This is a genomic window from Sphingobium sp. B11D3A (assembly GCF_025961695.1).
GTDB lineage: Bacteria > Pseudomonadota > Alphaproteobacteria > Sphingomonadales > Sphingomonadaceae > Sphingobium.
Genome location: NZ_JAOQOE010000001.1, coordinates 2,586,869 through 2,613,241, shown reverse-complemented (window position 1 = coordinate 2,613,241; position 26,373 = coordinate 2,586,869). Strand labels below are relative to the sequence as shown.

At 66.3% G+C, this 26,373-nt stretch carries 19 protein-coding genes; 11 read left to right on the top strand and 8 right to left on the bottom strand.

Annotated elements, in window-relative coordinates; translation table 11 throughout:
• Position 1 precedes the first annotated feature (1 nt).
• From treY to M2332_RS12335, 5 genes are all read left to right on the top strand, one after another.
• Positions 2-2,281: a malto-oligosyltrehalose synthase gene (treY, locus tag M2332_RS12355; protein ID WP_264574268.1), complete on the top strand. Its 2,280-nt coding sequence runs from the start codon at positions 2-4 to the stop codon at positions 2,279-2,281.
• Positions 2,238-2,552 (top strand): DUF2934 domain-containing protein, encoded by a 315-nt coding sequence (locus M2332_RS12350; RefSeq protein WP_264574267.1) that lies wholly within the window; start codon positions 2,238-2,240, stop codon positions 2,550-2,552. The genes treY and M2332_RS12350 overlap by 44 nt, the downstream gene beginning before the upstream one ends.
• Before the next feature lie 11 nt (positions 2,553-2,563).
• Entirely contained in the window at positions 2,564-4,534 is a 1,971-nt protein-coding gene (gene malQ / locus M2332_RS12345) for a 4-alpha-glucanotransferase (protein ID WP_264574266.1), read from the top strand.
• A 65-nt stretch (positions 4,535-4,599) separates the two neighbouring features.
• Positions 4,600-4,863 (top strand): DksA/TraR family C4-type zinc finger protein, encoded by a 264-nt coding sequence (locus M2332_RS12340; protein ID WP_264571358.1) that lies wholly within the window; start codon positions 4,600-4,602, stop codon positions 4,861-4,863.
• Between the two features lie 16 nt (positions 4,864-4,879).
• Positions 4,880-5,449 (top strand): alpha-ketoglutarate-dependent dioxygenase AlkB, encoded by a 570-nt coding sequence (locus M2332_RS12335; RefSeq protein WP_181561528.1) that lies wholly within the window; start codon positions 4,880-4,882, stop codon positions 5,447-5,449.
• A 25-nt stretch (positions 5,450-5,474) separates the two neighbouring features.
• Here M2332_RS12335 and M2332_RS12330 read toward each other — a convergent pair whose 3' ends face one another.
• The 3 genes from M2332_RS12330 to M2332_RS12320 are packed head-to-tail and all read right to left on the bottom strand — an operon-like array spanning position 5,475 to position 9,678.
• Positions 5,475-6,848, bottom strand: coding sequence for an efflux transporter outer membrane subunit (locus M2332_RS12330; RefSeq protein ID WP_264574265.1), 1,374 nt, complete (start codon positions 6,846-6,848; stop codon positions 5,475-5,477).
• A complete protein-coding gene (locus M2332_RS12325) occupies positions 6,848-8,008 on the bottom strand; it encodes an HlyD family secretion protein (RefSeq protein WP_264574264.1) in 1,161 nt (386 codons plus the stop codon). The genes M2332_RS12330 and M2332_RS12325 overlap by 1 nt, the downstream gene beginning before the upstream one ends.
• The gene (locus tag M2332_RS12320) at positions 8,005-9,678 is read right to left on the bottom strand and encodes an MFS transporter (protein WP_264574263.1); all 1,674 of its coding nucleotides are present in this window, start codon (positions 9,676-9,678) and stop codon (positions 8,005-8,007) included. Before M2332_RS12320 ends, M2332_RS12325 begins: the two co-directional genes overlap by 4 nt.
• 368 nt (positions 9,679-10,046) lie before the next feature.
• Between M2332_RS12320 and M2332_RS12315 the strand changes: the two genes are divergently transcribed.
• From M2332_RS12315 to M2332_RS12290, 6 genes are read left to right on the top strand one after another with little or no spacing between them, the layout of a single operon-like run.
• Positions 10,047-10,136, top strand: a complete 90-nt coding sequence (locus tag M2332_RS12315; protein WP_181560703.1) for a potassium-transporting ATPase subunit F — start codon at positions 10,047-10,049, stop codon at positions 10,134-10,136.
• A gap of 15 nt (positions 10,137-10,151) precedes the next feature.
• Positions 10,152-11,855, top strand: a complete 1,704-nt coding sequence (kdpA, locus tag M2332_RS12310) for a potassium-transporting ATPase subunit KdpA (protein WP_264574262.1) — start codon at positions 10,152-10,154, stop codon at positions 11,853-11,855.
• A 13-nt stretch (positions 11,856-11,868) separates the two neighbouring features.
• Positions 11,869-13,902: a potassium-transporting ATPase subunit KdpB gene (gene kdpB / locus M2332_RS12305; RefSeq protein ID WP_264574261.1), complete on the top strand. Its 2,034-nt coding sequence runs from the start codon at positions 11,869-11,871 to the stop codon at positions 13,900-13,902.
• Between the two features lie 11 nt (positions 13,903-13,913).
• Positions 13,914-14,504 (top strand): potassium-transporting ATPase subunit KdpC, encoded by a 591-nt coding sequence (gene kdpC / locus M2332_RS12300; protein WP_264574260.1) that lies wholly within the window; start codon positions 13,914-13,916, stop codon positions 14,502-14,504.
• Positions 14,501-17,170, top strand: coding sequence for a sensor histidine kinase (locus M2332_RS12295; RefSeq protein WP_264574259.1), 2,670 nt, complete (start codon positions 14,501-14,503; stop codon positions 17,168-17,170). Before kdpC ends, M2332_RS12295 begins: the two co-directional genes overlap by 4 nt.
• Entirely contained in the window at positions 17,167-17,913 is a 747-nt protein-coding gene (locus M2332_RS12290; protein ID WP_264574258.1) for a response regulator, read from the top strand. Before M2332_RS12295 ends, M2332_RS12290 begins: the two co-directional genes overlap by 4 nt.
• A 23-nt stretch (positions 17,914-17,936) precedes the next feature.
• Here M2332_RS12290 and M2332_RS12285 read toward each other — a convergent pair whose 3' ends face one another.
• The 5 genes from M2332_RS12285 to guaA all read right to left on the bottom strand — a co-directional run bounded on the left by M2332_RS12285 (position 17,937) and on the right by guaA (position 26,306).
• Positions 17,937-18,059, bottom strand: a complete 123-nt coding sequence (locus M2332_RS12285; protein WP_264571367.1) for a hypothetical protein — start codon at positions 18,057-18,059, stop codon at positions 17,937-17,939.
• 104 nt (positions 18,060-18,163) lie between these two features.
• Entirely contained in the window at positions 18,164-19,858 is a 1,695-nt protein-coding gene (locus M2332_RS12280; RefSeq protein WP_264574257.1) for a tannase/feruloyl esterase family alpha/beta hydrolase, read from the bottom strand.
• Positions 19,851-21,452, bottom strand: a complete 1,602-nt coding sequence (locus M2332_RS12275) for a carboxylesterase/lipase family protein (RefSeq protein WP_264574256.1) — start codon at positions 21,450-21,452, stop codon at positions 19,851-19,853. Before M2332_RS12275 ends, M2332_RS12280 begins: the two co-directional genes overlap by 8 nt.
• 58 nt (positions 21,453-21,510) lie before the next feature.
• Positions 21,511-24,360, bottom strand: coding sequence for a TonB-dependent receptor domain-containing protein (locus M2332_RS12270; RefSeq protein ID WP_264574255.1), 2,850 nt, complete (start codon positions 24,358-24,360; stop codon positions 21,511-21,513).
• 365 nt (positions 24,361-24,725) lie between these two features.
• The gene (gene guaA, locus M2332_RS12265) at positions 24,726-26,306 is read right to left on the bottom strand and encodes a glutamine-hydrolyzing GMP synthase (RefSeq protein WP_181560712.1); all 1,581 of its coding nucleotides are present in this window, start codon (positions 26,304-26,306) and stop codon (positions 24,726-24,728) included.
• Positions 26,307-26,373: the final 67 nt, after the last annotated feature.

The following is a 26,373-nucleotide window of genomic DNA, read 5'->3' as shown; positions in this document are numbered from 1 at the left end:
CATGCGCCATCCCAGCGCCCCCGGCCTCGTCGCGACGTACAGGATCCAGCTGCGGAACGGCGTCGATCTGGAGGCGGTGCGCGCGCGCATTCCCTGGCTGCAGGCGCTGGGCATCAGCCATATCTACCTCTCGCCGCTGTTCAGCGCCGCGACGGGCTCAACCCATGGCTATGACGTGACCGATCCCAATCGGGTCGATCCGGTGCTCGGCGGTGACGAGGCCTTTCGCGAGCTGAGCGACGCGGCGCGCGCCGCCGGGCTCGGCATCATATTGGACATCGTGCCCAATCATATGGCGTTCACGCCGGAAAATCCCTTCATCGCCGACATCATGCGGCATGGGCAGGAGAGCCGCTTTGCGCCCCTGTTCGATATCGACTGGGACCGTGGCCCGCTGCAGTTCCCGGTTCTGGACGGGACGCCGGCCGATCTTCTGGACGCGGAACAACTGGCCTTCTCGCTCATCGGCAATGATCCGACCCTGCGCGTCTACGACAAGCATTACCCCCTGCGCGCAACACCGCTGACCGAGCGGCTGGCGGGCGGGGAGACGTTGGACGAAGGCCTGCTGGCGCAGCTGCTCGATGAACAGCATTGGCAGATCGGCCATTGGCAGGAGGATGGCGGCGACATCGTCCACCGGCGCTTCTTCAACGTCACCGATCTGATCGGGGTGCGACAGGAAGACCCCGAGGTCTTCGAGTTCACCCATCGCTGGATTGTGGAGCAGGTTCGGGCCGGGCGCGTCCAGGGCGTCCGCGTCGACCATATCGATGGGCTGGCCCGCCCGCTCAGCTACCTCCGCCGGCTGCGCGAGGCGCTGGGCTTCATCCCCATCTGGGTGGAGAAGATCGTCAAGGAAGGCGAGCCGCTGGCGCCGGGCTGGCCGGTCGAGGGCATGAGCGGTTATGAGTTCATGGCGCCCGTGACCCAATTGCTGACCCCGTCGGAAGGTCTGGATGCCTTGGCGGCCGCAGCGCGCGCGCATGTGCCGACGGACTATGCCCTTGAGGTGCGCGGCGTCCGCCGGACGATGCTGTACACCGTCTTTACGCCCGAGTTGGATCGGGTGACCGATGCGGCCATCATGGCGCTGGCCGGATCGCCCGTCGCAGCGCCGGAGGTGCGCGCGGCCATCGTGCAGCTTGCGATGCACTGGCCGGTCTATCGCTCCTACGCCGGCGACGTGATGCCGCCGGGCGACCTTTGCGCGCAGGCTCTGGCCGGCGCGCGTGGCGATCCGCACCCAAGCGGGATGCTGGGGCCGGTGTTCAGCCTGCTATCCGCCCCCGACGATCCGCTGGCGCGCGCCTTTGCAGCCCGATTCGAGCAGCTGACCGGTGCGCTCACCGCCAAGTCCGAGGAGGATACCGTCTTCTATCGGTCCATCGCCTATCTGCCGTTTTGCGAGGTGGGCGCCGCCCCGGACCTCCAGCCGATGAACCTTGAGCGCTTTGCGGCGCGCATGAACGAGCGTGCGTCCGAGACCCCCTGCGCGCTCAATGCCCTGTCCACCCATGACACCAAGCGCTCGGCCGATGCCAGGGCCGCGATCATCGCCTTGGCCGCCTTTCCGGAGCTGGGCGCGCGCCTCTACGGGGAGGCACTCGCACGGGCACAGGATCGGGCATTACCGCCGCGCTGGGGCATCTATGCCATTCAATGCGCGCTGATGATGCTCGATCAGCCGGATGCCGCGCAACGCATTGGGGACCACATGGCCAAGGCCATGCGTGAGGCAAAGCTCGAATCCAGCTATGAGGCGCCGGCGCTTGAGATGGAAAACGGCGTGACCGAGCTTGCGCTGTCCCTGATGGCCTCGCTTGAAGACGGCGCGCTGTGGTCGGCCGACGAGCGACAGGCGTTCCTGCAGACATGGGAAGCGCTCATAATGGCGCAGACCGCCCTCCAGATCACCGCGCCCGGGGTGCCGGACATCTATCAGGGCACGGAAATCGTCGCGATCGCCCTGACCGACCCGGACAATCGCCGAGCCGTGGACTGGGACACGATCGCCTCCGGCCCAGCCGGGCGCGATGCCCGCAAGCTAAAGCTGACACAGGACCTGCTCGCGCGCCGCCGGGAGGATGCGGAACTGTTCGCCATGGGCAGCTATCGGCTGGAGCGAACGCCGGAAGGGCTGCGCGTCACCCGGACATGGCAAAACCGCGCGGTCACCATCGACATTCCCCTGCCAGACCTGATCGCCGGCCCCGATGCGGCGGCGCGAGGCCAGCATGATCGACCCCAAGAAACGCAAGGAACCCAGTATGGACGATGACCAGTATCAGACGATCAGCAAGCGGGCCTATGAGCTGTGGGAAGCCGAAGGCCGCCCCCATGGGCGTGACCGCGAGCATTGGGAGCAGGTAGAACAGGAAGTCCTGAGCCAGCAGCAACAGCAGGCTGCCTCCCCTGCCGATGATGCTGACCTATCCCTGCCGCAGGAGCAGAGCGAAACGATGGCTGCCGCCAGTTCCCCGGCTTCGACGGCGCTGCCGGCCAAAAAGGCATCGGCAGCTGGCCGCGCGAAGAAAGCCAAAACGCCCTGAGGCCGGGCGCTGTGCCTGACGATGACATTCTAGCCCTGGCGCACGCGGCAGGGCTCGCGATCCATTGGAAGGATGCCGACGGCCTCGCGCATAGCGTGTCGCAGGACACGCTTCGAGCGGTCCTGCAGGCACTGGGCTATGCCGCCGAGACGGATGCGCAGCGGGCGCAGGCTTGGGCCAAGCTGACTGAAGAGGCGGCGCGACCTCCGGACTTTCTGAGTGCGGATGCCGGCCAGCCCGTCCCTCTGCCGGATCGTCTGGCGGCTGAAGCCTTTGCAGAGGTCACCTCTGAGGATGGCAGCGCAGGGCGTGTCGCCATCCACGCCGGGCAACTGCCGGCCTTCACCGCAATCGGCTATCATCGGGTCGACATCGCAGGCCATGTCTTTACCTTGGCGGTGGCGCCGCCCCGGTGCTGCGAGCTGGCAGATCCCGCCATTTGGGGGCCAGCGATCCAGATCCCCTCGCTGCGCAGCGAGAGGATGTATGGCACCTTCGACGACCTGCGCGTGGCGGGCTTCGGCTTTGCAGAGGAAGGCGCCGATCTGCTGGCGATCAGCCCAGTCCATGCGCTGGTGCCGGGTTCCGCCCGCCATTTCAGCCCCTACGCGCCGTCCAGCCGCACCTATCTCAACACCCTGCTGGCCGATGCGCCTGTTTCGCCGCCCGATCATGCCAATGATGAACTGATCGACTGGACCGCAGCCAGGGATGCGGCGCTTCTCAAGCAGCGCGCCACCTTCGCGGCGCTCGACGAGGAGGCCCAGCGTGCAATCTGGAACGACGCGCAATCCGACCTCGCCCTGATCCGCCACGCGCTATTCGACGCGCTCACCATCGAGTTTCGCGGCCGCCCCTGGCAGCGCTGGCCGGCCGCGTTTCAAAGCCCGCAAAGCCCGGCCGTCGACCATTTCGCCCGGAGCCACTGGCAGGAGGTTGCGGTTCACATTCTGGCGCAGACCCGGACCGACCGGATGCTGGGCAAAGTGCAGGCCTCGGCGCGTGCCGCACGGATGCGCATTGGCCTGATCGCCGACCTCGCCGTCGGGGTCGATCCCGGCGGGAGCGACGTCTGGAGCGATCCGGATGGCTTTCTGCGCGGCCTGACCATCGGCGCCCCGCCCGATCCGCTCGGTCCCAACGGGCAGAATTGGGGCCTTACCACCTATTCGCCGCACGCCCTGCGCGCGCAGGGGTTCCGCCCGTGGATTCGAATGATCCGGACGGCGCTGCGCCATGCCGGCGGCCTCCGCATCGATCATGCGTTCGGACTGCGCCGCTTGTGGGTCATCCCCGAGGGCGCGCCCAGCACGGAGGGCGTCTATCTCGACTATCCGTTCGAGGATTTGCTGCGGATCCTGGCCATCGAAAGTCATCGCAGTCGGGCGCTCATCATTGCCGAAGATCTTGGGACGGCGCCCGAGAGCTTTATGGATGTCATGGCCGCGCGGGGCATATTGGGCATGAGCGTGCTGTGGTTCGAGCGGGACGCCCACGGCAAATTCGCCGCCGCCTCGGCCTATCGCCCGCACAGCGTCGCGATGACCGGCACCCACGACACGCCCACCGTCGCCGGCTGGTGGCGCGCGCGCGATCTGGAATGGCGGCAGAGCCTGCAGCCCGAGACGCCCGCAGACCATGACCGGCGCGCGGAGGAGCGTGAGCATCTGTGGAACCTGCTGGCCGGCGCACCCGAGGCGCTTGCCAGCGTCTCGACCGACAGCGTGGTCGACGCAGCCCTCGCCCACATCGCCCAGGCGCCGACTCCGGTGAAGATCATCTCGATCGAGGATCTGCTGGGCCTTGAGGAGCAGCCCAACCTCCCCGGCACGCTCGACGAGCACCCCAATTGGCGCCGCCGCCTGCCCGCCCCGGTCGACGCCCTGCTCCGACGACCGGAGGTCGCGCGCCGCACGAAGATGCTGCGCGATCTTTGCGGGCGCAAGGCGGACACGTCCGTCGATGCCCCCATGTCGACCTGATGAAATTCGGGGATAGCGACCCCATATAGGACTTATCGCAGACACAGATGCGGGAGCAGGCGAGCATGGCCAATGGCTGGGCGCCCGACGGCGCCGTTCAGGATCAAATCGACGACAGCGTGAAAGACGCTCTGGCAACCGCCCGGGCCCGGATGCCATCGGGCCCCGGCACCCTGGCGTGCGAGGAATGCGGCGAGGAAATCCCCGAGGCGCGCAGAAAGGCGCTGCCTGGCGCGCGGACCTGCGTCGCCTGCCAGTCGGCACGCGACAGGCGCCCGTCGTTTTCCGCCATCAACCGACGCGGCAGCAAGGACAGCCAGTTGCGGTGAGGCCGCCTGCATGACGATGCTCGACCTGTTCGATACGCCCCTTGTGCCCGGCCTGAACGCACGCGCCGACATCATCGATGGCCGGGAGGAAGCCGCGCTGATCGAGCGGATCGACGCACTGGGCCTGGCGCCTTTCCGGTTCCAGCAGTGGACCGGCAAGCGCCTCACCCACTCCTTTGGATGGCGCTACGATTTCGAGACCGGCAGCTTCGGGACGACCGACCCCATACCCGACTGGCTGCTCCCGCTCAGAGCCCGCGCCGCCCGCTTCGCGGGGCTCGCTGCTGACGATCTCGTCCAGTCGCTGCTGACCCGCTATGACGCGGGGGCCGGCATCGGCTGGCACAGGGATCGGCCGGTGTTCGAGCATGTCGTGGGCATCTCGCTCGGCAGCGATGCGGTGCTGCGGCTGCGCCGGCGCCATTCGGGCGGCTTCGAACGCGCGAAGCTCGAACTGGCCCCGCGGTCGGTCTACCATCTGTCCGGCGAGGTCCGCCACGACTGGGAACACAGCATCGCGCCGATGACCCAGCCGCGCTGGTCGATCACCTTCCGCAGCCTATCCGACAAAGGGCGTAGGGGCTGAGCCAGCCTCCCAAAGCTAATGCAGGTCAACGCGCGTCGCTCTCCCAGCCGCCGCCCAGCACCTGATACAGAGTGACCAGGGCGTTGAGCTGATCGGAGCGCAGTTGCACCAGCGCGAGGTCGGCGGAGAGCAGGGCGCGCTGTGCATCGAGTTCTTCAAGATAGCTGCTGTAGCCCGCACGATAGCGATTGGTCGCATGACGCAATGCGTCGGCAATGGCTGCCCTCTGCGCCTCGGCGCTCGCGCGCTGCTGGCGGAGGCTGGCGACATTGCCCAGCGCATTCTCCACCTCACCGAACGCGGTCAGGGCCGTCTTGCGATAGGTAAAGGCGGCCTGATCGCGGCGGGCGGCGGCCGTTTCCACGCCGGCGCGCAAGCGCCCGCCCTCGAACAAGGGCGCCAGCACACTGCCGCCGACGGACCAGATCGTTACCGGGTTCGCCAACGCGCTGCTGAAAATCGCGCCCGCCGCAGCAGACAGGCGAAGGCTCGGCAGGAACTGCTTGCGCGCGGCTGACAGGGTGGAATCCGATGCGGCCAGAGCGAACTCGGCCTGCGCGATGTCGGGACGGCGGCGCAACAGTTCGGACGGCAGCCCCTGATCGGGCACGGGCGGCGCGACGAGGGCGTCGAGCGATCCGCCGCGCTGGATCACGCCCGGCCCATCCCCGGTCAACAGGCGCAGGGCATTCTCCTGCCGCAGGATCGCCAGATCGACCTGCGGGAGGATGATGGCTGCGGCCTGATATTCCGCCTCGGCCTGGCGCAGCTCCAGCTGGGAGGTGTAGCCGGCCTCGGCGCGGGAGCGGGCAATACGGAGGCTTTCGGCCCGCGCCGTGATCGTCCGGCGGACCACGTCGCGACGCGCATCGAGGGCCAGCAGCGTGATGTAGCCCGATGCCGTGGCCGCACTGACCGAAAGCGCCGTCGCGTCGCGCGCGGCCTGACTGGCCAGCCAGGCCGATCTCGCTGCCGACGTCTGATCGTCGATCCTGCCGAACAGATCGAGTTCATAAGCCACCTGCAGCGCAGGCTGGGCGCTGGTGCCCTCGGTCGCCTGGCCAAACGGGTTGAGCGATCGGCCGTGGGAGCCGGCGGCGGTCGCATCCAGCGTGGGGAAAAGCTGGGCGCGCGCCAGCCGCTCCTGCGCCCGCGCTTCGCGGACCCGCGCGGCAGCGATAGCAATGTCGACATTGTTGGCGATCGCGGTCTCAACCAGCTGCGTCAGCGCGGGATCATTGAATGCCCGCCACCAGCCGGCATCGACCTCTCCGTCCCCCACCACGGCGTTTTGCCAGCCGGCAGGCGGCGTCACGGTGGCCGAGGAGGGCAGCGGCGTCGGTGGCGCCATGCAGCCGGACAGGCAGGCGACGCCCAGCAAGGCGATGGCCGGCCGCATCACCTGTGACCTGCCGTATCGACCCTGGCCTGGACGGACATGCCCGGCCTCAGCCGCGCATAGAGGGGGTCTTTGGCATCCGGGGCAATCCGCACCGTGATGCGCTGCGGCACCTTCACGAAATTGCCGGTGGCATTGTCGGATCGGATCACCTGAAACTCGTTGCCGGCGGCGGGCGCCAGCCGCTCGACTCTGCCGTGGATCACGGCGCCATCGAGCGCATCGACCCGCAGCCGCACGCTCTGGCCCGGCGCCATATGGGCCGTCTGCGCTTCCTTGAAGTTCGCAGCCACCCAGACGAAGGGCGGCACGAGGAAGGTCAGCTGCGAGCCGGCCGTGACATATTGCCCCAGCCGCACGCCCACCTCGCCCAGCCGCCCATCCTGCGGGGCGCGAATGATCGTGTTGGCGAGATCGATCTCGGCGAGGCGCAGGGCCGCCTGCGCCGCATCGACATTGGCGCGCAGGCCACCGCGCCCCACCGTCACCGTGCGGACCTGCTCGCTCGCCACCTGCTGCTGCGCCTGCGCCTGCAGCACGGCCGCTTCCGCCTGACGCAGCGCCGCCAGAGTCTGGTCCCGCTCGCGCAGGGAGACCGACCCCTGGCTGACGAGATCGTTCACACGCCGCATATCGGCCTGCGCGCGGGCCAGTTGCGCCCTGGCGTTGGCAACGCTGGCCGCTTGCCCAGCAAGCTGGGCCTGGCTGGACGCCTCGCTCTGGCTGCTATTGGCGAGATTGGCGCGCTGCGTGGCGAGTTGGGCCTGCGCCTGCGCCACTCTCTGGCGATAGATCCGGTCGTCGATCCGCGCGAGGACCTGCCCCTTGCGGACCTGCTCATAATCCTGAACCTGCACCTCCACCACATAGCCGTTCACCTGCGGCGCGATGACTGTCGTCTGGCCGCGCACATAGGCATTGTCCGTCGTCTGAACATCCGAGGAGAAAGGCGGCAGGCCCCAGGCGTAAAGTACGATGAGAATGCCGACGACGATGAACAGCACGGCCAGCAGCGTGACCCTGCGGCCGGCTTGCGGGGGCGCCCAGCCGCGCTTCGGCGCGCTGGCCACGGGGGTGGTGTCATTGGGCACTTCCACCGGATCTTCCAGACGGTCGGTCCGGTTGGATGGGCGCGGATGTTCGGCGGATGTGTCACTCATGATTGGGCCCTGGTCCTCATTGCCGCCAAGGCCGCAAGCTCTTCGGCCAGGGGGGTAATGCCTTTGCGACGATAATAAATCCACCGCGCGCCGAGATACACAAAGGCGAGCGTGGCCAGCGCACCGACCAGCATGAACACATCGTTGAACGCCAGAATATTGGCTTCCCGCGCGACCTGCTGGGAGAGGAGGATGCTGCCCTCCGCCTGACGCAAGGCCGGATCGCCCAGCGTCCGCGCATAGGCGCCGCCGAGCTGCTGGATGCGCTGCGCCACTTGCGGATCGGTGCCCACGAGCGACTGGACCAGCATTTCGGAATGGAAGCGCTCACGGACAATCTGGAAGCTGCCCAGCAGGGCTGCCCCGCCGATGCCGCCCAATTGCTGCGAAATGCCGAACACGGCCGAAAAGCTGACGATATGGCTCGGCCCCTTGGCCAGTGCCTGCAGGATGCCCGCCATGAGCGTCGGCCCCATGAAGTAGATCGCAGCGAAGGAAATCATCGCCTGGGTCACATAAAGCTGCGCCGGGCGCGTGAGATTGCTGGACTGGGTGTCGAAGAACGCGGCGATGGCGATGAGCGCGCAGGAGATGATCACGGGTTTGAGCAGGTCGGTCGGCTTGAGCGTTTTGAGGCTCACCGCCAGCCCGAATATGGTCGCCAGCGTGACCACCGTGTAGAAACCGATCAGCTGGTCCTGCCCCATGCCGAGCACGGTCAGCAGACCGCTGGCGCCGACATTCTGCTCGCCGAGCAGCACGCGCATGCTGGCGGCGATGACGGCGAACCGGATGATCGCCGCGCTGCCCATCCAGCGCGTGTTGAGCAGTGGATTGGCGCGGTTGTGCTCGACGATCACCGCCGCGCCGATCAGCAGGATCGCGCCCGCCAGCGCATAGCCCAGCCACTGCGTCGACCACCAGACGATGCGGCCCTGCACAAGCACGGCGGAGAGCAGGGCTATGCCGGGGGCGAACAAAGCGAAGGTCAGGAAATCCAGCGGCTCGAAGGCGTCGATGCGCTCGCTTGGCGGCAGGCGCAGCAGCCATACCCCGGCGAGGCAGAGCAATGTGAGGCCGAACTCGAACAGGTACAGGTTCTGCACATCGCCATGGATGAGCAATGCCGGAGAGATCACCCGGGCGAGCGGGGTTGCGATCTGCGAGACGCCGACGCCCAGTACCAGCCCGCCCAGCCGCGCCTCTGCCTTCATCGATTGCATGATGTAGAACAGCGCCATCGTGGACAGGCCGCTGGCAACGATGCCGCTGCCCGCGCGCACGAAGAGTTCCAGACCATAGCTGTGCACGAACAGTTGCAGCGTGTTGAGCACGAGAAAGCCGATCAGCACGATCCGCACAAAGCGCTGGATGCCGAATTGCTGGCGGAACTTGATGAGCAGCAGGCTCATGCAGACATTGGTCATCGTATAGGCAGCAGTCAGCCAGCCGGCCTCCACGCTGGTCAGCCCGAGCGCACCCTGGATCTGGGGCAGGTTCGCCATCAGCAGGCCGTTGATGAAGCCACCCGTGAGGCCGAGCAGCACGCCGATCAGCAAATATCCCAAGCGGCGCCGGCCTGGATGGTAGGGCGTCGCCGGAGACCCCGGCATCATCGGCCGCTCGTGCGGCTCGAACTGATATTCCGACTCTTCAGACCGTCTGCTCAACCACGGGCCTTTCCATGCCAGCCTCTATCCTCGGACGGATATCTGAAGACTGCAATGCAAAGTGTTCAGCGCGCGGATCGTTCCAGGGATGGGCGGTCTGTCGGCCAGTCCAGCGCGCTGCGGGCCCCAGACCTGCGCGATTCATATGCAAATACTATGCGGATCGCCTTTCCTGTCTCTCGAATTCAAATGCGGCTCTGCCTTATTTGACCTGCGGCACATGATTCGGCGCCGCATCTCCTGCGGTCTCGGACGTCGTGCAGGAGAATGATCATGCAGGACATGCTCTGGTTGGGGCTCACCCTCGGCTTGCTGGCCACAACGCTCGGTTACGCGGCGCTGTGCGACAAGGCGTGAGGGAGGCGACCATGACTATCGACCATTGGCTGGCCGCTGCGACCGCGGTCGGCCTGCTCTTCTATCTGGTGGCCGTGCTCGCACGCCCCGAACGCTTCTGATCCGGGAGCGACATCATGACAGTTCAGGGATGGATCATGATCCTCGTCTTTGTCGGCATCTTGCTGGCACTGGCCAAACCCGTCGGCCTGTGGCTCTTCGCGCTGTATGAAGGGCGGCAGACGCCGCTCCATGGCCTGCTCGGGCCACTGGAGCGCGGCTTCTACCGGCTGGCGGGCATCGACCCGCAGGAAGAGCAGGGCTGGCGCCGCTATGCCGTCCACATGCTCCTGTTCAACACGGCGCTGCTGGTCTTCACTTATGCGATCCTGCGCTTGCAGGGCGTGCTGCCCCTCAACCCGCTGGGCCATCCGGGGGTGAGCCAGCCGCTCGCCTTCAACACGGCAATCAGCTTTGCGACCAACACCAACTGGCAAAATTACGGCGGTGAGTCGACGATGTCGCCCCTTAGCCAGATGCTCGGCCTGACGATCCACAACTTCCTGTCGGCAGCGACCGGGATCGCGCTGGCCTTTGCGCTGTTCCGCGGGTTCGCGCGGCGGGAAGCCAAGGGCATCGGCAATTTCTGGGCCGATGTGACGCGGGTGACGCTCTATCTGCTGCTGCCGCTCTGCTGCGTCATCGCGCTCTTCTATATCGCGAGCGGCGTGCCGCAGACGCTGGCGGGGTCAGTCGATGTAACGACGCTGGAAGGTGCGAGGCAGACACTCGCGCTGGGGCCGGTCGCCTCGCAGGAAGCGATCAAGATGCTCGGCACCAATGGCGGCGGCTTTTTCAACGCCAACTCCGCGCATCCGTTCGAGAACCCGACGGCGCTCGTCAACTTCGTCCAGATGCTCTCGATCTTCGTGATCGGGGTGGGCCTCACCTACACCTTCGGCAAGGCTGTCGGGAACAGTCGCCAGGGCTGGGCGATCCTTGCCGCCATGATGCTGCTCTTCCTGGCCGGAACGACGATCACCTACTGGCAGGAGGCAACGGGCAACCCCATCCTGCACAGCCTCGGCATCGCCGGCGGCAATATGGAGGGCAAGGAAGTCCGCTTCGGCATCGCCGCCTCCGCGCTCTTTTCCGTCGTCACCACGGCGGCCTCCTGCGGCGCGGTCAATGCGATGCATGACAGCTTCACCGCACTTGGCGGCCTGATCCCGCTCTTCAACATGCAATTGGGTGAGGTTGTCGTCGGCGGCGTGGGCGCCGGCATCTATGGCTTCCTGCTGTTCGCCATCCTCGCAGTGTTCGTCGCAGGCCTGATGGTCGGGCGAACCCCGGAATATGTCGGCAAGAAGATCGAGGCCCGCGAGGTCAAGCTCGCCGTTCTCGCCATCGCGGTGCTGCCGCTCATGATCCTGGGCTTCACCGCCATCGCCTCGGTCACCGCGGCCGGGCTGGCCGGCCCGCTCAACAAGGGACCCCACGGCTTTTCCGAGATTCTCTACGCCTTCACCAGCGCGGTTGCGAACAATGGATCGGCCTTTGCCGGGCTCTCGGCCAACACGCCTTTCTACAACGGCATGCTGGGCGTCGCCATCTGGGTCGGCCGCTTTTTCGTCATCGTGCCCATGCTGGCGATTGCCGGCGGGCTGGCGGCGAAGACCTACACGCCGGAGACGGCAGGCAGTTTTCCGACCACCGGGCCGCTTTGGACCGGCCTGCTGGTGGGAATCGTGCTGATCGTCGGCGGCCTCACCTTCCTGCCCAGCCTCGCCCTTGGCCCCATCGCCGATCATCTCGCGATGATCCGTGGCCAGCTTTTCTGATTGGAGCCCCTCCATGGCACGCCAAGCGTCCCCATCGCTCTTCAAGACCGATCTGATCGTCCCGGCGATCATGGACTCGGTCCGCAAACTGAACCCGCGCCAGCTCATCCGTAATCCGGTGATGTTCACGACCGCCATAGTGGCGGTGCTCCTGACGGTGCTGCTCATCGTCGGTCAGGATGGCCTTGCCGCCAGCTTCAAGCTCCAGCTCGTCATCTGGCTGTGGCTGACCGTCCTGTTCGGCACCTTTGCCGAAGCGCTGGCCGAAGGTCGCGGCAAGGCGCAGGCGGCGTCCCTGCGGGCGACCAAGGCGGACCTCACCGCCAAACGCCTGAAGAACGGTCATGAGGTCGAGACCGTGCCGGCCAGCGCATTGCGGGTCGGCGACACCGTGCTGGTCGGGACCGGCGGTCTCATCCCATCGGATGGCGAGGTCGTCGCGGGCGTCGCCTCGGTCAACGAGGCCGCGATCACCGGCGAGTCCGCCCCGGTCATCCGGGAGGCGGGCGGCGACCGGTCGGCGGTGACGGCGGGCACCCGCGTCATCTCGGACGAGATCCAAGTGCGCGTCACCGTCAATCCCGGCCAGGGATTTCTCGATCGCATGATCGCGCTGGTGGAAGGCGCCGAACGGCAGAAGACGCCGAACGAAATCGCGCTGACGCTGCTGCTGGTCGGCCTCACCATCATCTTCCTGATCGCGGTCGGCACCATTCCCGGTTTCGCCAGCTATGCCGGCGGCGCCATTCCGGTGTCGATCCTTGCGGCCCTTCTCATCACGCTCATTCCGACGACCATCGCCGCTTTGCTCTCGGCGATCGGCATCGCCGGCATGGACCGCCTTGTGCGCTTCAATGTGCTGGCCAAGTCCGGCCGTGCGGTGGAGGCTGCGGGCGACATCGATGTGTTGCTGCTCGACAAGACCGGCACGATCACGGTCGGTGACAGGCAGGCGACGGCATTCCGGCCAGTCGGCGGGGCGACGCCGGCCCAGTTGGCCGAAGCCGCCCTGCTGGCCAGTCTGGCCGATGAGACGCCGGAAGGCCGCTCGATCGTGGCGCTCGCGCGCGAGAAATTCGGTGAGGCAGCCCGAGCCCTGCCGGCCGATGCGCAGGTGATCCCCTTCACCGCGCAAACCCGGATTTCCGGCGTGGTCACGGGCGACACCACGGTCATCAAGGGCGCTGTCGATGCGGTCCTGAATGCCATGGCAGGCCCGGACAAAAGCCCCGCGGCGGCGGAACTGCGGCGCATCACCGACGAGATTGCCCGGGCCGGCGGCACGCCGCTGGCGGTCGCCAAGGATGGCCAGCTTCTGGGGGCGATCTTCCTCAAGGATGTCGTGAAGGCGGGCATCCGCGAGCGTTTCGGCGAACTGCGCAATATGGGCATCCGCACGGTGATGATCACCGGCGACAATCCGCTGACCGCCGCATCGATCGCCGCCGAGGCCGGGGTCGACGATTTCCTGGCTCAGGCGACACCGGAGGACAAGCTGGCGCTGATCCGCAAGGAGCAGCAAGGCGGCCGGCTCGTCGCCATGTGCGGTGACGGCACCAACGACGCGCCCGCGCTGGCGCAGGCCGATGTCGGCGTCGCCATGAACACCGGCACGCAGGCGGCGCGCGAGGCAGGCAACATGGTCGATCTCGACAGCGATCCCACCAAGCTGATCGAGATCGTCGGCCTCGGCAAGCAGCTGCTGATGACCCGGGGTGCGCTCACCACTTTCTCCGTCGCCAATGATGTCGCCAAATATTTCGCGATCATCCCGGCCATGTTCGTCGTGCTTTATCCGGGGCTGGGCGTGCTCAACGTCATGGGCCTCGCGACGCCGCAGAGCGCCATCCTGTCAGCGATCATCTTCAACGCCCTCATCATCCCGTTTCTGGTGCCCCTCGCGCTCAAGGGCGTGACCTACAAGCCGATCGGCGCGGGGCCGCTGCTGGCGCGCAATCTCGCTATCTACGGCCTGGGCGGCCTGATCGCGCCCTTCGCCGGCATCAAGCTCATCGACCTGGCCGTCAACGGCCTTGGCCTGGCCTGAGGAACAGACGCATGAACAAGGACATTCTCACCGCGCTCAGACCGGCTTTGGTCATGACAGCGCTCTTCGCCCTCCTGCTGGGGCTCGCCTATCCACTCGCGCTCACCGGCATCGGCCAGCTAATCTTTCCGTCACAGGCCAATGGCAGCCTGGTAGAACAGAAGGGCAAGCCGGTCGGCTCGCGCCTGATCGGGCAGGCGTTCACGGCGGATCGCTATTTCCACCCCCGCCCCTCGGCGGCGGGCAACGGCTATGATGGCATGGCATCCTCCGGCTCGAACCTCGGCCCGACCAGCCGCGCGCTCATCGACCGTGTGCAGGCGGACATAGCCACGCTGGAACGGACCAATGCCGGCAAGGCGGTGCCGGCCGATCTGGTCACGGCATCCGGCTCAGGCCTCGATCCGCACATCACCCCGCAGGCGGCCTACTATCAGGTGGACCGGATTGCCCGTGCGCGCGGCTGGGACGCAGCCAGGGTCCGGTCCCTCGTTGACCAGAGCATCGAACAACCGCTGCTCGGTGTTCTGGGTGAGCCGCGCGTCAATGTGCTGGAAATCAATCGACGTCTGGACGGAAACGGCGCTACCACGCCGTCATGAGCGATCCAGACCGCCGCGATCCGGAAGCATTTCTGCGTCAGGCGACGCAGGAGGGTCGCGGCCGTCTCAAGATCTTCCTCGGGGCTGCTCCGGGCGTGGGCAAAACCTACGAGATGCTGACCGACGGTATGCAGCGGCTCACGGCCGGCATCGACGTCGTGGTCGGCGTCGTCGAGACCCATGGCCGCAAGGAGACCGAGGCGCTGCTGATCGGGCATGAGGTAATCCCCCGCCGCGCCGTCGAGCATAAGGGGCACCGGCTCGGCGAGATGGACATCGACGCCATCCTCGCGCGCCGCCCCCAGCTCGTGCTGGTGGATGAGCTGGCGCACAGCAATGCGCCGGGCAGTAGGCATCCCAAACGCTATCAGGATGTCGAGGAGCTGCTGGATGCGGGCATCGACGTCTATTCCACCGTCAATATCCAGCATGTCGAGAGCCTCAACGACGTCGTCGCCTCCTTCACCCGCGTCCATGTGCGCGAGACCGTGCCCGATTCCATCCTCGAAATGGCCGAGATCGAGGTGGTCGATATTCCGCCGGACGAGCTGATCGAGCGCCTGAAAGAGGGCAAGGTCTATATTCCGCAGGAAGCGAGCCGCGCGCTCAACCATTTCTTCTCGAAGTCCAACCTCGCAGCCCTGCGCGAGATGGCACTGCGCCGCGCCGCACAGGCCGTCGATGCCCAGATGCTCGATTATGTGCGCGCCCATGCCCTGGCCGGCAGCTTCGCGGCGGGCGAACGCGTTCTGGTCGCGATCAGTGAAGTCACCAGCGCGCAGGGCCTCGTCCGCGCGGCCAAGCGGCTCGCCGATGCGCTCAAGGCGCCCTGGTCCGCCGTCCATATCGAGACGCAGCGCAGCCTCTCCTTTACCCCCAAAGAGCGGGAGCAACTGGCCGACACCATGGCGCTCGCATCCCGCCTCGGCGCCACGACTGCGACGATCCCTGCGACGTCCGTCGTCGAGGGGCTGAAAGATTATGTGGCCGACGCCCGCGCGACCCAGATCGTGATCGGCAAATCGGCGCGCCCCTGGTGGTTCGAGCTGCGCCATGGCTCCGTTGTCGACAAGCTGGTGCGCGAGATCGGGGATGTCGCGGTGCATGTCCTGCCCGGCGATGCCGTCACGCCCGGCCCGCAGGCGGTGCGCCAGCGTTTTCGTCAGGGATGGGGTAAACCGTCCCACTATCTCTGGTCGGCGGTGATGATCGCCGCGATGACGGCGCTCGGCAGGCTGCTCATCGAGGCGATCGACCTCAGCAATATCGCGCTCATGTACCTCGTGCCCGTCATGTTCGCCGCCGCCAGCTATGGCCTGCGGGCGGGGCTGGTCTCCGGCCTGCTTTCGAGCCTCGCCTATAATTTCTTCTTCCTGCCGCCGACCGGCACGCTGACGGTCAATAATCCTGAGAATGTCGTCAGCATCCTTGTTCTGCTGGGTGTGGCGATCGTGACCAGCCAGTTCGCCGCGCGCGTCCGCGCCCAGGCCGATCTTGCCCAGTCCAGCGCGCGCCAGAACGCGGCGCTCGCAGGGTTCTCGCGCCAGCTCACCGCCTCGGCGAGCCAGGAGGAGCTGATGCACGCCATCTGCGCGGAAGTCGGCCGCCTGCTCCAGCTGCGCACCGTCCTGCTGCTCCCGTCACGCGATGGGCCGCAACTGCGCGCAGCGGTGCCACCGGAGGATCGGCTCGAACAGATCGAGAAGGCCGCCGCGCAATGGGCGATGGACAATGAGCAGCCGGCCGGGCGCGGATCCTCCACGCTCACCGCGTCGGACTGGCTGTTCCATCCGCTGCGGACCAAGCGCGGCGTGCTCGGCGTGCTAGGTCTGGCCCGCGAAGACGCCGGGCCGCCGCTGCGGTCCGATCAGGTTCCGCTGCTGATGAGCCTGCTCGATCAGGCCTCCATCGCCTTCGATCGCATGGCGCTGGAGCAGGAAATGCTCGATGCGCACCAGATCAGGGAACGCGACCGGCTGCGCTCGGCGCTGCTCTCCTCGGTCAGCCACGATTTGCGGACGCCGCTGACGACCATCCTCTCCGCCGTCCACGAGTTGAAACGCCAGCATCCCTCCGATCTGCTCGATACCGTCGATGCCGAAGCGCAACGGCTGAACCGCTTCGTCGCCAACCTGCTGGACATGGCGCGGGTGGAAGCGGGCGCCCTGCCGCTCAAGGTCGAGCCGACCGACCTCTTTGATGCTGTCGCCGGCGCCGTGCATGATACGCGCCAGTCCCTGCAGGGCCATGCGGTCGAGGTGGAGATCGCGCCCGACATTCCGCTGGTTCGTGTCGACCCGACGCTGCTTCACCACTGCCTCATCAACCTGCTGGATAATGCCGGCCGCTATGCTCATCCCAGAACGCCCGTGATCGTGCGCGGCCAGCGCCTGCCCGATGCGATCGCCCTGTCGGTGGTCGATGAAGGGCCGGGCATTCCGGCGGGTGCAGAAGCGCGGGTGTTCGATACCTTTACGCGGCTGGAAGGCTCCGACCGGGCCAAGCATGGCACCGGCCTTGGCCTTGCCATCGTGAAAGGCTTTGCCGAGGCCATGGGCCTGACGGTGTCCGCCGCCAACAATGCCGAGCCGCGCGGCGCCGCCTTCACGATCATGATCCCGCAGGCGCTGATCATCTCCGACGTCCCCCACGAGGATCTGCTATGAACGTCCGTCACAAGGTGCTGATCGTCGATGACGAGCCGCATATCCGCAAGCTGATCCACACCGCGCTGGCCCGCGCCGATTACGCCATCGTCGAAGCGGAGAATGCGCGTGAAGCGATGGAGAAGCTGAAAGAGGAGCGGCCGGACATCAGCCTCCTCGATCTGGGACTGCCCGACCGCGACGGCCTCGAACTGGTGCCGCTGTTCAAACAGCAGTCGGACACGACGCTGATTATCGTGTCAGCCCGCGACGCGACGGACCAGAAGGTCGCCGCGCTCGATCTGGGTGCCGACGATTATCTGACCAAGCCGTTCGATACCGACGAGCTGCTGGCGCGCGTGCGCGTGGCGCTGCGCAATCGCATGGCCAAGGAGGGCGGCGTGTCCATGGTGCGGGCGGGCGACGTGGAAATCGACCTTCTCAACAGGATCGTGCTGAAGGCGGGGAAAGAAGTGCACCTGACGCCCAAGGAATATACCGTGCTCGCCCAGCTCGCCAAATTCCCCGGCCGCGTGATCACGCATCAGCAGATCATGGCCCATGCCTGGCCGCACGAAAAGGCGCATCATGTGGAGTATCTGCGCGTGCTCGTCCGCACGCTGCGCCAGAAGCTGGAAGCCGATCCCCAGCGTCCCCGGATCATCGGCAACGAGCTTGGCATCGGCTATCGTCTGCGCTTCAATGTGGAAGGCGAGACAGAGGAGTTCGCCGCAGGAGACACAGCGGCGAGGCTCGGCGGATAAGGAACGGGCAAACCGCTGCCGGATCAATCCAGCGCGGCTGCCTCCCCGATCTGCGCCAGAGCTGCGGCTCGTTTGCGCTCACTGCATGGGCACAGCAGTGCATCGCCAATCAGCAGCAGACGTTCGTCGGGGCGGGAGACGCTCATGACAACCGTGACCAGCGTCTCCTCGCGCAGGCCGGCAGCTTATCAGATCGCGGCGGTATCACGCGTTGTGATTCCATCCACCCTCCTGGCCCGCCGCGCGCGGATCAACGCCCGGTCAACGGGCGCGTCTTGGCGTGGGAGCCGGGCCAGTCGAAGCCGTCTTGCGGCTCCGTCTTCGGCGCGACCGGCTCGAAAGACGTCGCGGCATTCACATCGCCGCCCCGGTAACGGGTGAGCATGGGATAGGCATAAAGCGGCCGATGGCGTACCACCCCATCGTCAAGGCGCGCGCTGGCCACCACGGTGTCCGGCGCCTTGCCTTCTTCCACCCACAGCACCACCGCGCCCAGGAAATCCTGATCATAGGGGATATAGCCGCCCGCGCAGTGATAACCGCCGGGCACGAGGAACATGCGGGCGAAGGCGCGGGCCGCGTCCAGGCCACCGGCATGGTCGCGCACGGCCTGATAATAGTCGAGCATACCATAAGCGCCGGCGGCATTGTCCGCAACGCCCTGCCACATCAGCAGCTTGCCGCCCGCGTCGCGGAAGGCCGAGAGGTCCGGGTTGCCGGCATCGTAGAGTTCGCCCCCCTTGAGCAGCCGCTGCAGGCTTTCGCGGGAGAAGGTCCAGTCGCGCCAGGTGAAGTCGGCCGGGAGTTCGCCTTGCAGCAGCAGATATTGCAGGAAGGATTGTGCCGCGAACTTGCCCGTCTGCGTCGGCGCGCCGCGGCCAACCCAGCCCAGTTCGGCGCCATAAGGCGCGCCGCCGGGGAAGAGCGCCTGACCGCCGACATCGGTCGGGCCGCGATAATAAGCGCGGGCAGCGGCAACCTGACCGGCATTGAGGCAATTGGCCTGCCCCGACGCGCCCGGACGGCAGGCGAGCTTTGCCGGGTCGTATCGGCAGCGGCGCGGATCGTCGATCTGGCCATCGGTGATGCCATCCAGCCCGTCGCAGGCCTTGATGACGGCGGCGTGCAGCAGGTCGACAGCCTGCGGCGTGAAAATCTCGCGCCCATCGGGATAAAGCCCCTGCTGCGCTTCCCACAGGAAGAGCTGCATCGCCGCCGGCATGGCGACCGACGAGCCGGCCACGACGCCATCGAAGTCATCCGGATAGCGCTGGACCTCCATCAAGGCTTCCCGCCCGCCGCCCGAGCAGCCGACGAAATAGCTGTAAGCCGGCGGCGCGCCGTAAAATTGCGCAACGATCGCCTTGGAGGCAACGGCAACGGCATGGGCCGCCTTGTGCGCGAACTGCTCCCGCAATTCCGGCGCGCCGACCGCCCATGTGCCATCGCCGATGCCGGCACTGTGATGGCCGCCATTGTTGAAGGCGACGGCAAAGCTGCCATCGGCGATATGGGCGTTGCTGCAGAGCGGCGTCACCTCGCGGCCGATGACTCCGCACATGCCCCCGCAGCCCCCTTGCAGGAACCGCCCGGCATAGCCGGCCATCGGCAGTCGGAGCTCAAACTCGGTCTGCGGCGCCGTATAAGCCTTGACGAGGCAGACGCCCGGTGTCGCCGCGCTGGCGCCTTCCACCGTCGCCGAACGCACGCGATAGACGATGTCCTCCGCTTGCTGGGAGACCGGCTTGACGAGGTCACCGCAGGGCATTTGCGGCGCACTGGCCGGGCGAGCCGGGAGCGTGAACGGCGTGGCCTCGCTCTTCGGCGCGGCCATAGCGTGCGGCGCGGCGACAAGGGCTGACAGCACAAGCAGCAGGATAGCCAGCACGGCCTGCGTGGCAGGGCGAGCGGACGTCACAGCCCGGACCGGGAAGGCCTCAGGCATAGCGGGCAATCAGCGTCTGCTCGGCACCGAGCGGATCGGCGCTGGCGGCATACTCAGTGTCGAAAATCATCGTCATCCGCTGGTCCTGTCCATAAGCCGGCCAGAGCGGCAGGCAATCGCCATTCGGATCGCCGGTTCGCGCGAAATTGGCCCAATAGCGGCTCATGCCGTCGGCCAGATGCTTGGCATTGGCCATGCGCTCGCCGACGCTGCCATAGCTTTCCGTTACCATATCGAACACCATCGGCACCTCGATGCCGTGGGGGCTGCGCATCCGCCCGCCCTGCGCCGGGGACTGCCAGTTGACGAGATAGGCATAGGCCGGCTTCGTCGCGCCCGCCGCGCGGGTTTCCGCGACGATGCGGGCATTGCGGCCCATGCCGGCCTCGGTCGTGATGGCGAAGAAGATGTCGCTCGCCGTGGCCTTGGGGTGCAGCTTGCGGAACCCTTCGATCAGCGGCGCAGGCGATGCCACGCGGCCTTCCAGCGCCGCCGGCAGATTTGTCCAGTCGAGATCGAAGGCGCCGGGCGGCGGGAACAGCACGGTCGTCTCCGCACTGGTATGGCCGACCATCACCGGAATGTCGGGCGAGACCGCCGGAAGATCGGGCGCAAACGGTGTCCGCGCCACGACGGTGCCATCGGCGACCAGCCCCGGCCCGCGCACCGGATTGCCGCCGGTGATCTCCTGCAGGCCGGCCAGCAGGCGCTCGATGGGGATGGCGCGTAATGCCTCCACGTCCCCGGCCCGCACGCCCACGGCCTTGCACAGGGAGGCAGTGATGCGCTCCGCCTCGTCGCGCGCGACAGTGGTAGTGCCAAAGCCGCTCTGCAGGATCGCGCGATGGAACAGCCCCTTGGCCGCCGGCATCGCCATCAGCCCCGCGACCTTGAGGCCGCCGCCGGAGTGGCCGAAGATCGTCACATTCTGCGGATCGCCACCGAACGCGGCGATATTGTCGCGCACCCACTGCAGGGCGGCGACCATATCGAGCTGCCCCGGATTGGCGGCGACGCTGCGATCGCGGGTGAGATCGCCGAAATAGAGATAGCCGAACAGGTTGAGCCGGTGATTGACGGCGACGACGACGACATCCTGCCGCGCCGCCAGATTGCGCCCGTCGGTGACCGGCGTCGCGCCCGAGCCCACCGCCAGGCCGCCGCCGTGCAGCCACACCATCACCGGGCGCTTCTTCCCGTCGGCAAGGCCCGGGGTCCAGACATTGAGCGCGAGGCAATCCTCGCCCGAGGCCTTCGGCTCGCGCCATGAGGAGAAGCCCGGCCCGTCCGGCCCATCGGGCAGTTGCGGGCTGCGCAGGCCATAGTCGAGCGCATCGCGCACGCCGCTCCACGCCGCAGGCGGCTGCGGGGCGGCAAATCGGTTCCGGCCCGCCGTCGAGGCGCCATAGGGAATGCCGCGGAATACATTGACGCCATATTCGCACCGCCCGCGGACCTGCCCGTGCGTGGTCGTTGCGATCGGTGCCGCTGCGGCCAGCGCGGGACGGGCAAGCAGTCCGCCCAGCCCCGCCGCACAGCTTATCGAAAAAGCCCGGCGGCTGATGCCTTTGGCCGGAAAAGCATCCTCGCGCATTGCGCCCTCTCCTTAAAAAGCGAAAGCCCCGGCCGAGGTCGGGGCTTTCAGGATTTGATCAGAAGACGACCCGTGCGCCCATGCGGTAACGGCGCCCGACATTGTCGTAGTAGACGGCGTTGTTGTTGCCGTTCCAGTAGGGCGGCGGCATCACGTCGAACAGGTTGTAGACGTTGGCGAACAGCTCAACCTTCTTGCTGCCTTCGCTCATCAGGTCGAACGTCACGCCGACGTTCGTGTAGAAGCGCGACGGCACGCGGTTGGTGTTGATGCTGTTGGGCAGGGTGATGCTGTAACCGGCATCTTCCGGGCCGATCAGCGTCGCATCATATTTACCGCTCGAGAGATAGCGGCCCTGCAGGTTCACACCCAGGCGACCCATATCGAGGCTCACCATGCCATCAAGGATCCAGGACGGGATACCGGACGCGCTGTTGTCCCCGGCGCGATCGATGCCCGGCAGGGCGCTGTTGGTGAAGTCGATCGTGTGGGTGGCGAGCAGCCGGAAATCGACCGAACGCTCACCGCCGAACGGCAGGTTGTAGCCTGCCTCGAAGTCGACGCCGCGCAGCTGCTGACGATTGAGGTTCAGGAAGAGAACCGAAATCGTGTCCACGAAGTTGTTGGCGTCGCGCTGGACCAGCGAGCAGACATCGGCAGCACCCGTCGTGTTGCAGGTGTTGAGGATGACCTGCGCCGACAGCGTGGCAATCGCATCGTTGATGCGGATGTTATAGTAGTCGGCAGAGAAGCGCAGGCCCTGCAATGCGCCCTGCGGCTGCAGGGTAAAGCCAGCGGTGAACGTGTTGGCCGTTTCCGGACGCAGCCGGACATTGCCGCCGGTGAGCACGTTCATGAACTTCTCGGCGCCCTTGACCGTATCATAGAACACGCCGACCCCGCTGACGGGCGTCGTGAACAGCTCGGACGTGTTGGGCGCACGGAAGTCGCGCGAGTAGGTCGTCCGCAGCATCGCCCAGTTGACCGGCTTGTAGGTCGCGCCGACCTTCCACGTGGTGGCGTTGAACGTGTTGCTGCCTGCGGCGCCTTCGTTCTTGTAATGGGCCTGGCGGATCGCGCCGTTCAGGTCCAGCGACCCGACAGCGCTCTCGCGCAGCAGGGGCACGCCCAGCTCGACATAGCCTTCGACAACGCTGGTGTTACCGGCCGACGGCGTCTGGTTGAACACGTAGAAGCCGTTGGCGGCCGAAATCGGATCGACCCTGATGTCGAGCGTGTTGCGACGCCCTTCCACACCGACCGCGAAGGCGACCGGGCCGGCCCAGGTCTCAAACGGCGTGCCGTTGATGTTCACAGCGCCAGCAAGCTGGGTGTACTTGTTGTCCTGCCAGGTGGTGCCGAAGGCGTAGTTCTTCGCGGCCTGCGAATATTGGCCCTGACCCAGGATGTTGAGCGCGACGCACGACGGATCGTTATTGTTGGGATTGCTGTCCGCATTGATCCGGCAGATCGGGCCATTGGGGCCGGCCACCGCGTCGACGGCATTGGCGTAGCGCGCATTGATGCGATTGTTGATGGTGTTCTGCTTGTAAGCCGTCTCACCATATTGCGCATGGGCATCCCATGACCAGCCGCCGCCCAGATCGCCCTGTGCGCCGCCGACGATGCGATAGGTGTCGCGGATCGACGTGCTGTCCATGCGGCCGAAGTCGACGCCGAGCTTACCAACGCTGATCGCGGCGATGCCGTTGTTCTGCATCGTGGTACGGATGGAGGCGGGCAGGAAGGGATTGTCGACGGCAATGTTGGAAGCCGCACGAATTTCCGGGCCCCGCGTGAAGCCATCGACATGGCCGTAGCTGCCTTCGAGGAACGCGGTGAAGGCTGGCGAGAACTCATATTCCAGATGCGCGAAGGTGTTGTAGCGCGTCACCGGGATGGAGAGGAGCGGATCGTCGAAGAAGGCGTTGAGGCCTTCGCCCGAGCCGCCCTGCTGGAAGAGACCGCTGGCGTTCTGGCCGTAGACGAACTGCGTGGGCGAGCCATTGGGGCCGAACTGAATGCCGTCCAGCACGCCGCCGCGCGCCGGCGTGGACGTGCCTGCGCCGTTGATGGTCGCGGTGATAAGGCCGCCCGGGGTCAGTGTCGCGGTGCGCATGCCGGTGATGATGTTGTGAGCGGGACGACCGCCGAGGCCCGGCACGTTGGTCAGGTCGCCCACTTCATTGCCGCAGAAATCGCGGGTGTAGCAGCCACCGGTGCCTTCGTCCTTGTTATACTCGGCGCCGAAGATGAAGCGACCGCGATCATCGGCGAAGCGCTTGCCCGCGCCGATCTGCCAGAAATACTGGTCGCCATCGCCGCGATCGGTCACGCCGTAGCCGGCCGTCGCCTTGAGCCCATCGAGACGCGTGTCGAGACGCAGGTTGATCACGCCCGAGACAGCGTCCGAACCATAAGCAGCCGACGCGCCGCCGGTGACGATTTCCGTGCTGCGGATCAGCAGGGTCGGCATCATGTTGAGGTCGATGCTGCCGGTCGAGGTGCTGGGCGTGAAGCGCCGGCCATCGAGCAGCACCAGCGTGCGCGAGGCACCGAGACCGCGCAGATCCGAGATGCGGGCGCCGGCATTGGCCGGGAAGATGTTCTGCGTGTTCGGCGTGCTGGACGGCCGGAAGGACGGCAGCTGGGCCAGCGCCTCACCGACGGTGGGCGACGCGATCTTTGCGATCCGGTCCGCATCCATCACCGTGACCGGCGTCGGCGCGGTAAAGCCGGTGGCGCTTAGGCGCGTGCCGGTAACCACGATGCTTTCGGCGTCGGCCTCATCGGCCTGGGGCGCGTCCTGCGCCATCGCCGGCACGCTTGCCGCCACCGCACAGATTGCTGCCGTGATCAGCAGAGAATCGCGCAATCCGCGCGTTTTGGCTGAGACTCGCTCGTTCATAACATCCCCTCTTTCGGACAATTGCGCCCGCCTCCCTGGCGAGCATGCTCGATTCAATCGATTGCAGACCATTATCTGTCAAATGTTGTTGAGATGTCAATATATGATGTAGAAACTTCAACAAATAGCGTGGGCGCTGGCGGCAGATTTTGGTGCTTTCCGTTGAAATCACGCCAATTTTCTGAGCCGGAATTTTCGGTCAACGGCCATTATTTGTCGGCGTAATTGGAGGCGGGACGGCATCAAGCTGTCACGATCACCGCCGAGCCGCCGGGATCGTTAATTCGCGCGTAGATAAAAGCCAACCCGGAGGCTCGCGGCCTCTGGGAATTTAGCAAGATACCCGTGCGTAGCTTATGCCGATCTCATTCCCACTCGATCGTGCCCGGCGGCTTGCTGGTATAGTCGTACACCACCCGGTTGATACCCTGCACCTCGTTGATGATCCGCGTCGCCACGCGGCTGAGGAAGGCGGCGTCGAAGGGGTAGATGTCGGCCGTCATGCCGTCGGTGGAGGTTACCGCCCGCAGGGCGAGGACATTGTCGTAGGTCCGCCCGTCGCCCATCACGCCGACGCTGCGCACTGGCAGCAGCACCGCGAAGGCCTGCCAGATCGCGTCATAGAGCCCGGCGTTACGGATTTCCTCGAGGTAGATGGCGTCCGCCTTGCGCAGCACGTCGCAGCGCTCTTGGGTCACCTCACCGGGGATGCGGATCGCGAGGCCGGGCCCAGGGAAGGGATGGCGGCCGACGAAGATGTCCGGCAGACCAAGCTCGCGGCCCAGATCGCGCACCTCATCCTTGAAGAGTTCGCGCAGCGGCTCGACCAGCTTCATGTTCATGCGCTCAGGCAGGCCGCCGACATTGTGATGGCTCTTGATCGTCACACTCGGCCCGCCGGTGAACGAGACGCTCTCGATCACGTCCGGGTAGAGCGTGCCCTGCGCGAGGAAATCCGCGCCGCCGATCTTGCGGGCTTCCTCCTCGAACAGGTCGATGAACGCCTTGCCGATGAACTTGCGCTTGGCTTCCGGATCGGTGACGCCGGCGAGGCCGCCGAGGAAGGTCTCGCTCGCATCCACATGCACCAGCGGGATGTTGTAATGCCCCCGGAATAGGCTGACGACCTGCTCGGCCTCGGCGTGGCGCATCAGGCCGTGATCGACGAATACGCAGGTCAGCTGCTCGCCGATCGCCTCATGGATCAGCACCGCGGCAACCGCTGAATCCACGCCGCCGGACAGGCCGCAGATCACCCGGCCCGAGCCGACCTGCTCGCGGATTTCCTTGATCTTTGTCGCGCGGAATTCCGCCATCGTCCAGTCGCCGGCACAGCCGCAGACATGGCGCACGAAATTGGCGATCAGCTTGCCGCCGTCGGGCGTATGCACCACCTCGGGGTGGAACTGGGTGCCATAATAGCGCTTCTCGTCATTGGCGATGAGCGCGAAGGGGGCGCCGTCCGAGGTCGCGACGATGCGGAAACCGGGCGCGAACTTCGTCACCTTGTCGCCATGGCTCATCCACACCTGATGGCGCTCGCCCGTCTCCCACAGCCCGTCGAACAGCACACAGGGCTCGGTGACGGTAAGGAAGGCGCGGCCGAACTCGCCGCCCTCGCCCGTCTCATGGCCGGGCCGCACTTCACCACCGAGCTGGTGGCTCATCACCTGCTGGCCGTAGCAGATGCCGAGGATCGGCAGGCCGCTCTCGAACAGCTCCTGCGGCGCGCGCGGGCTGCCCTCGTCGCACACGCTGGCGGGCGAGCCGGAGAGAATGATGCCGCGCGGCTTCATCCGCTGGAAGGCGGCCAGCGCCTGCGTGAACGGGGCGATCTCGGAATAGACCCCGGCTTCGCGCACGCGACGCGCAATGAGCTGCGTCACCTGGCTGCCGAAGTCGACGATGAGGATGGAATCGGGGTGAGCTGAGGAATGTGCTGACATGGGCAGCGGATAATCCGCGCCATGGAACCTGTCCAGCCTTGGCGGGCAACATAGATGGGCAAGAGAG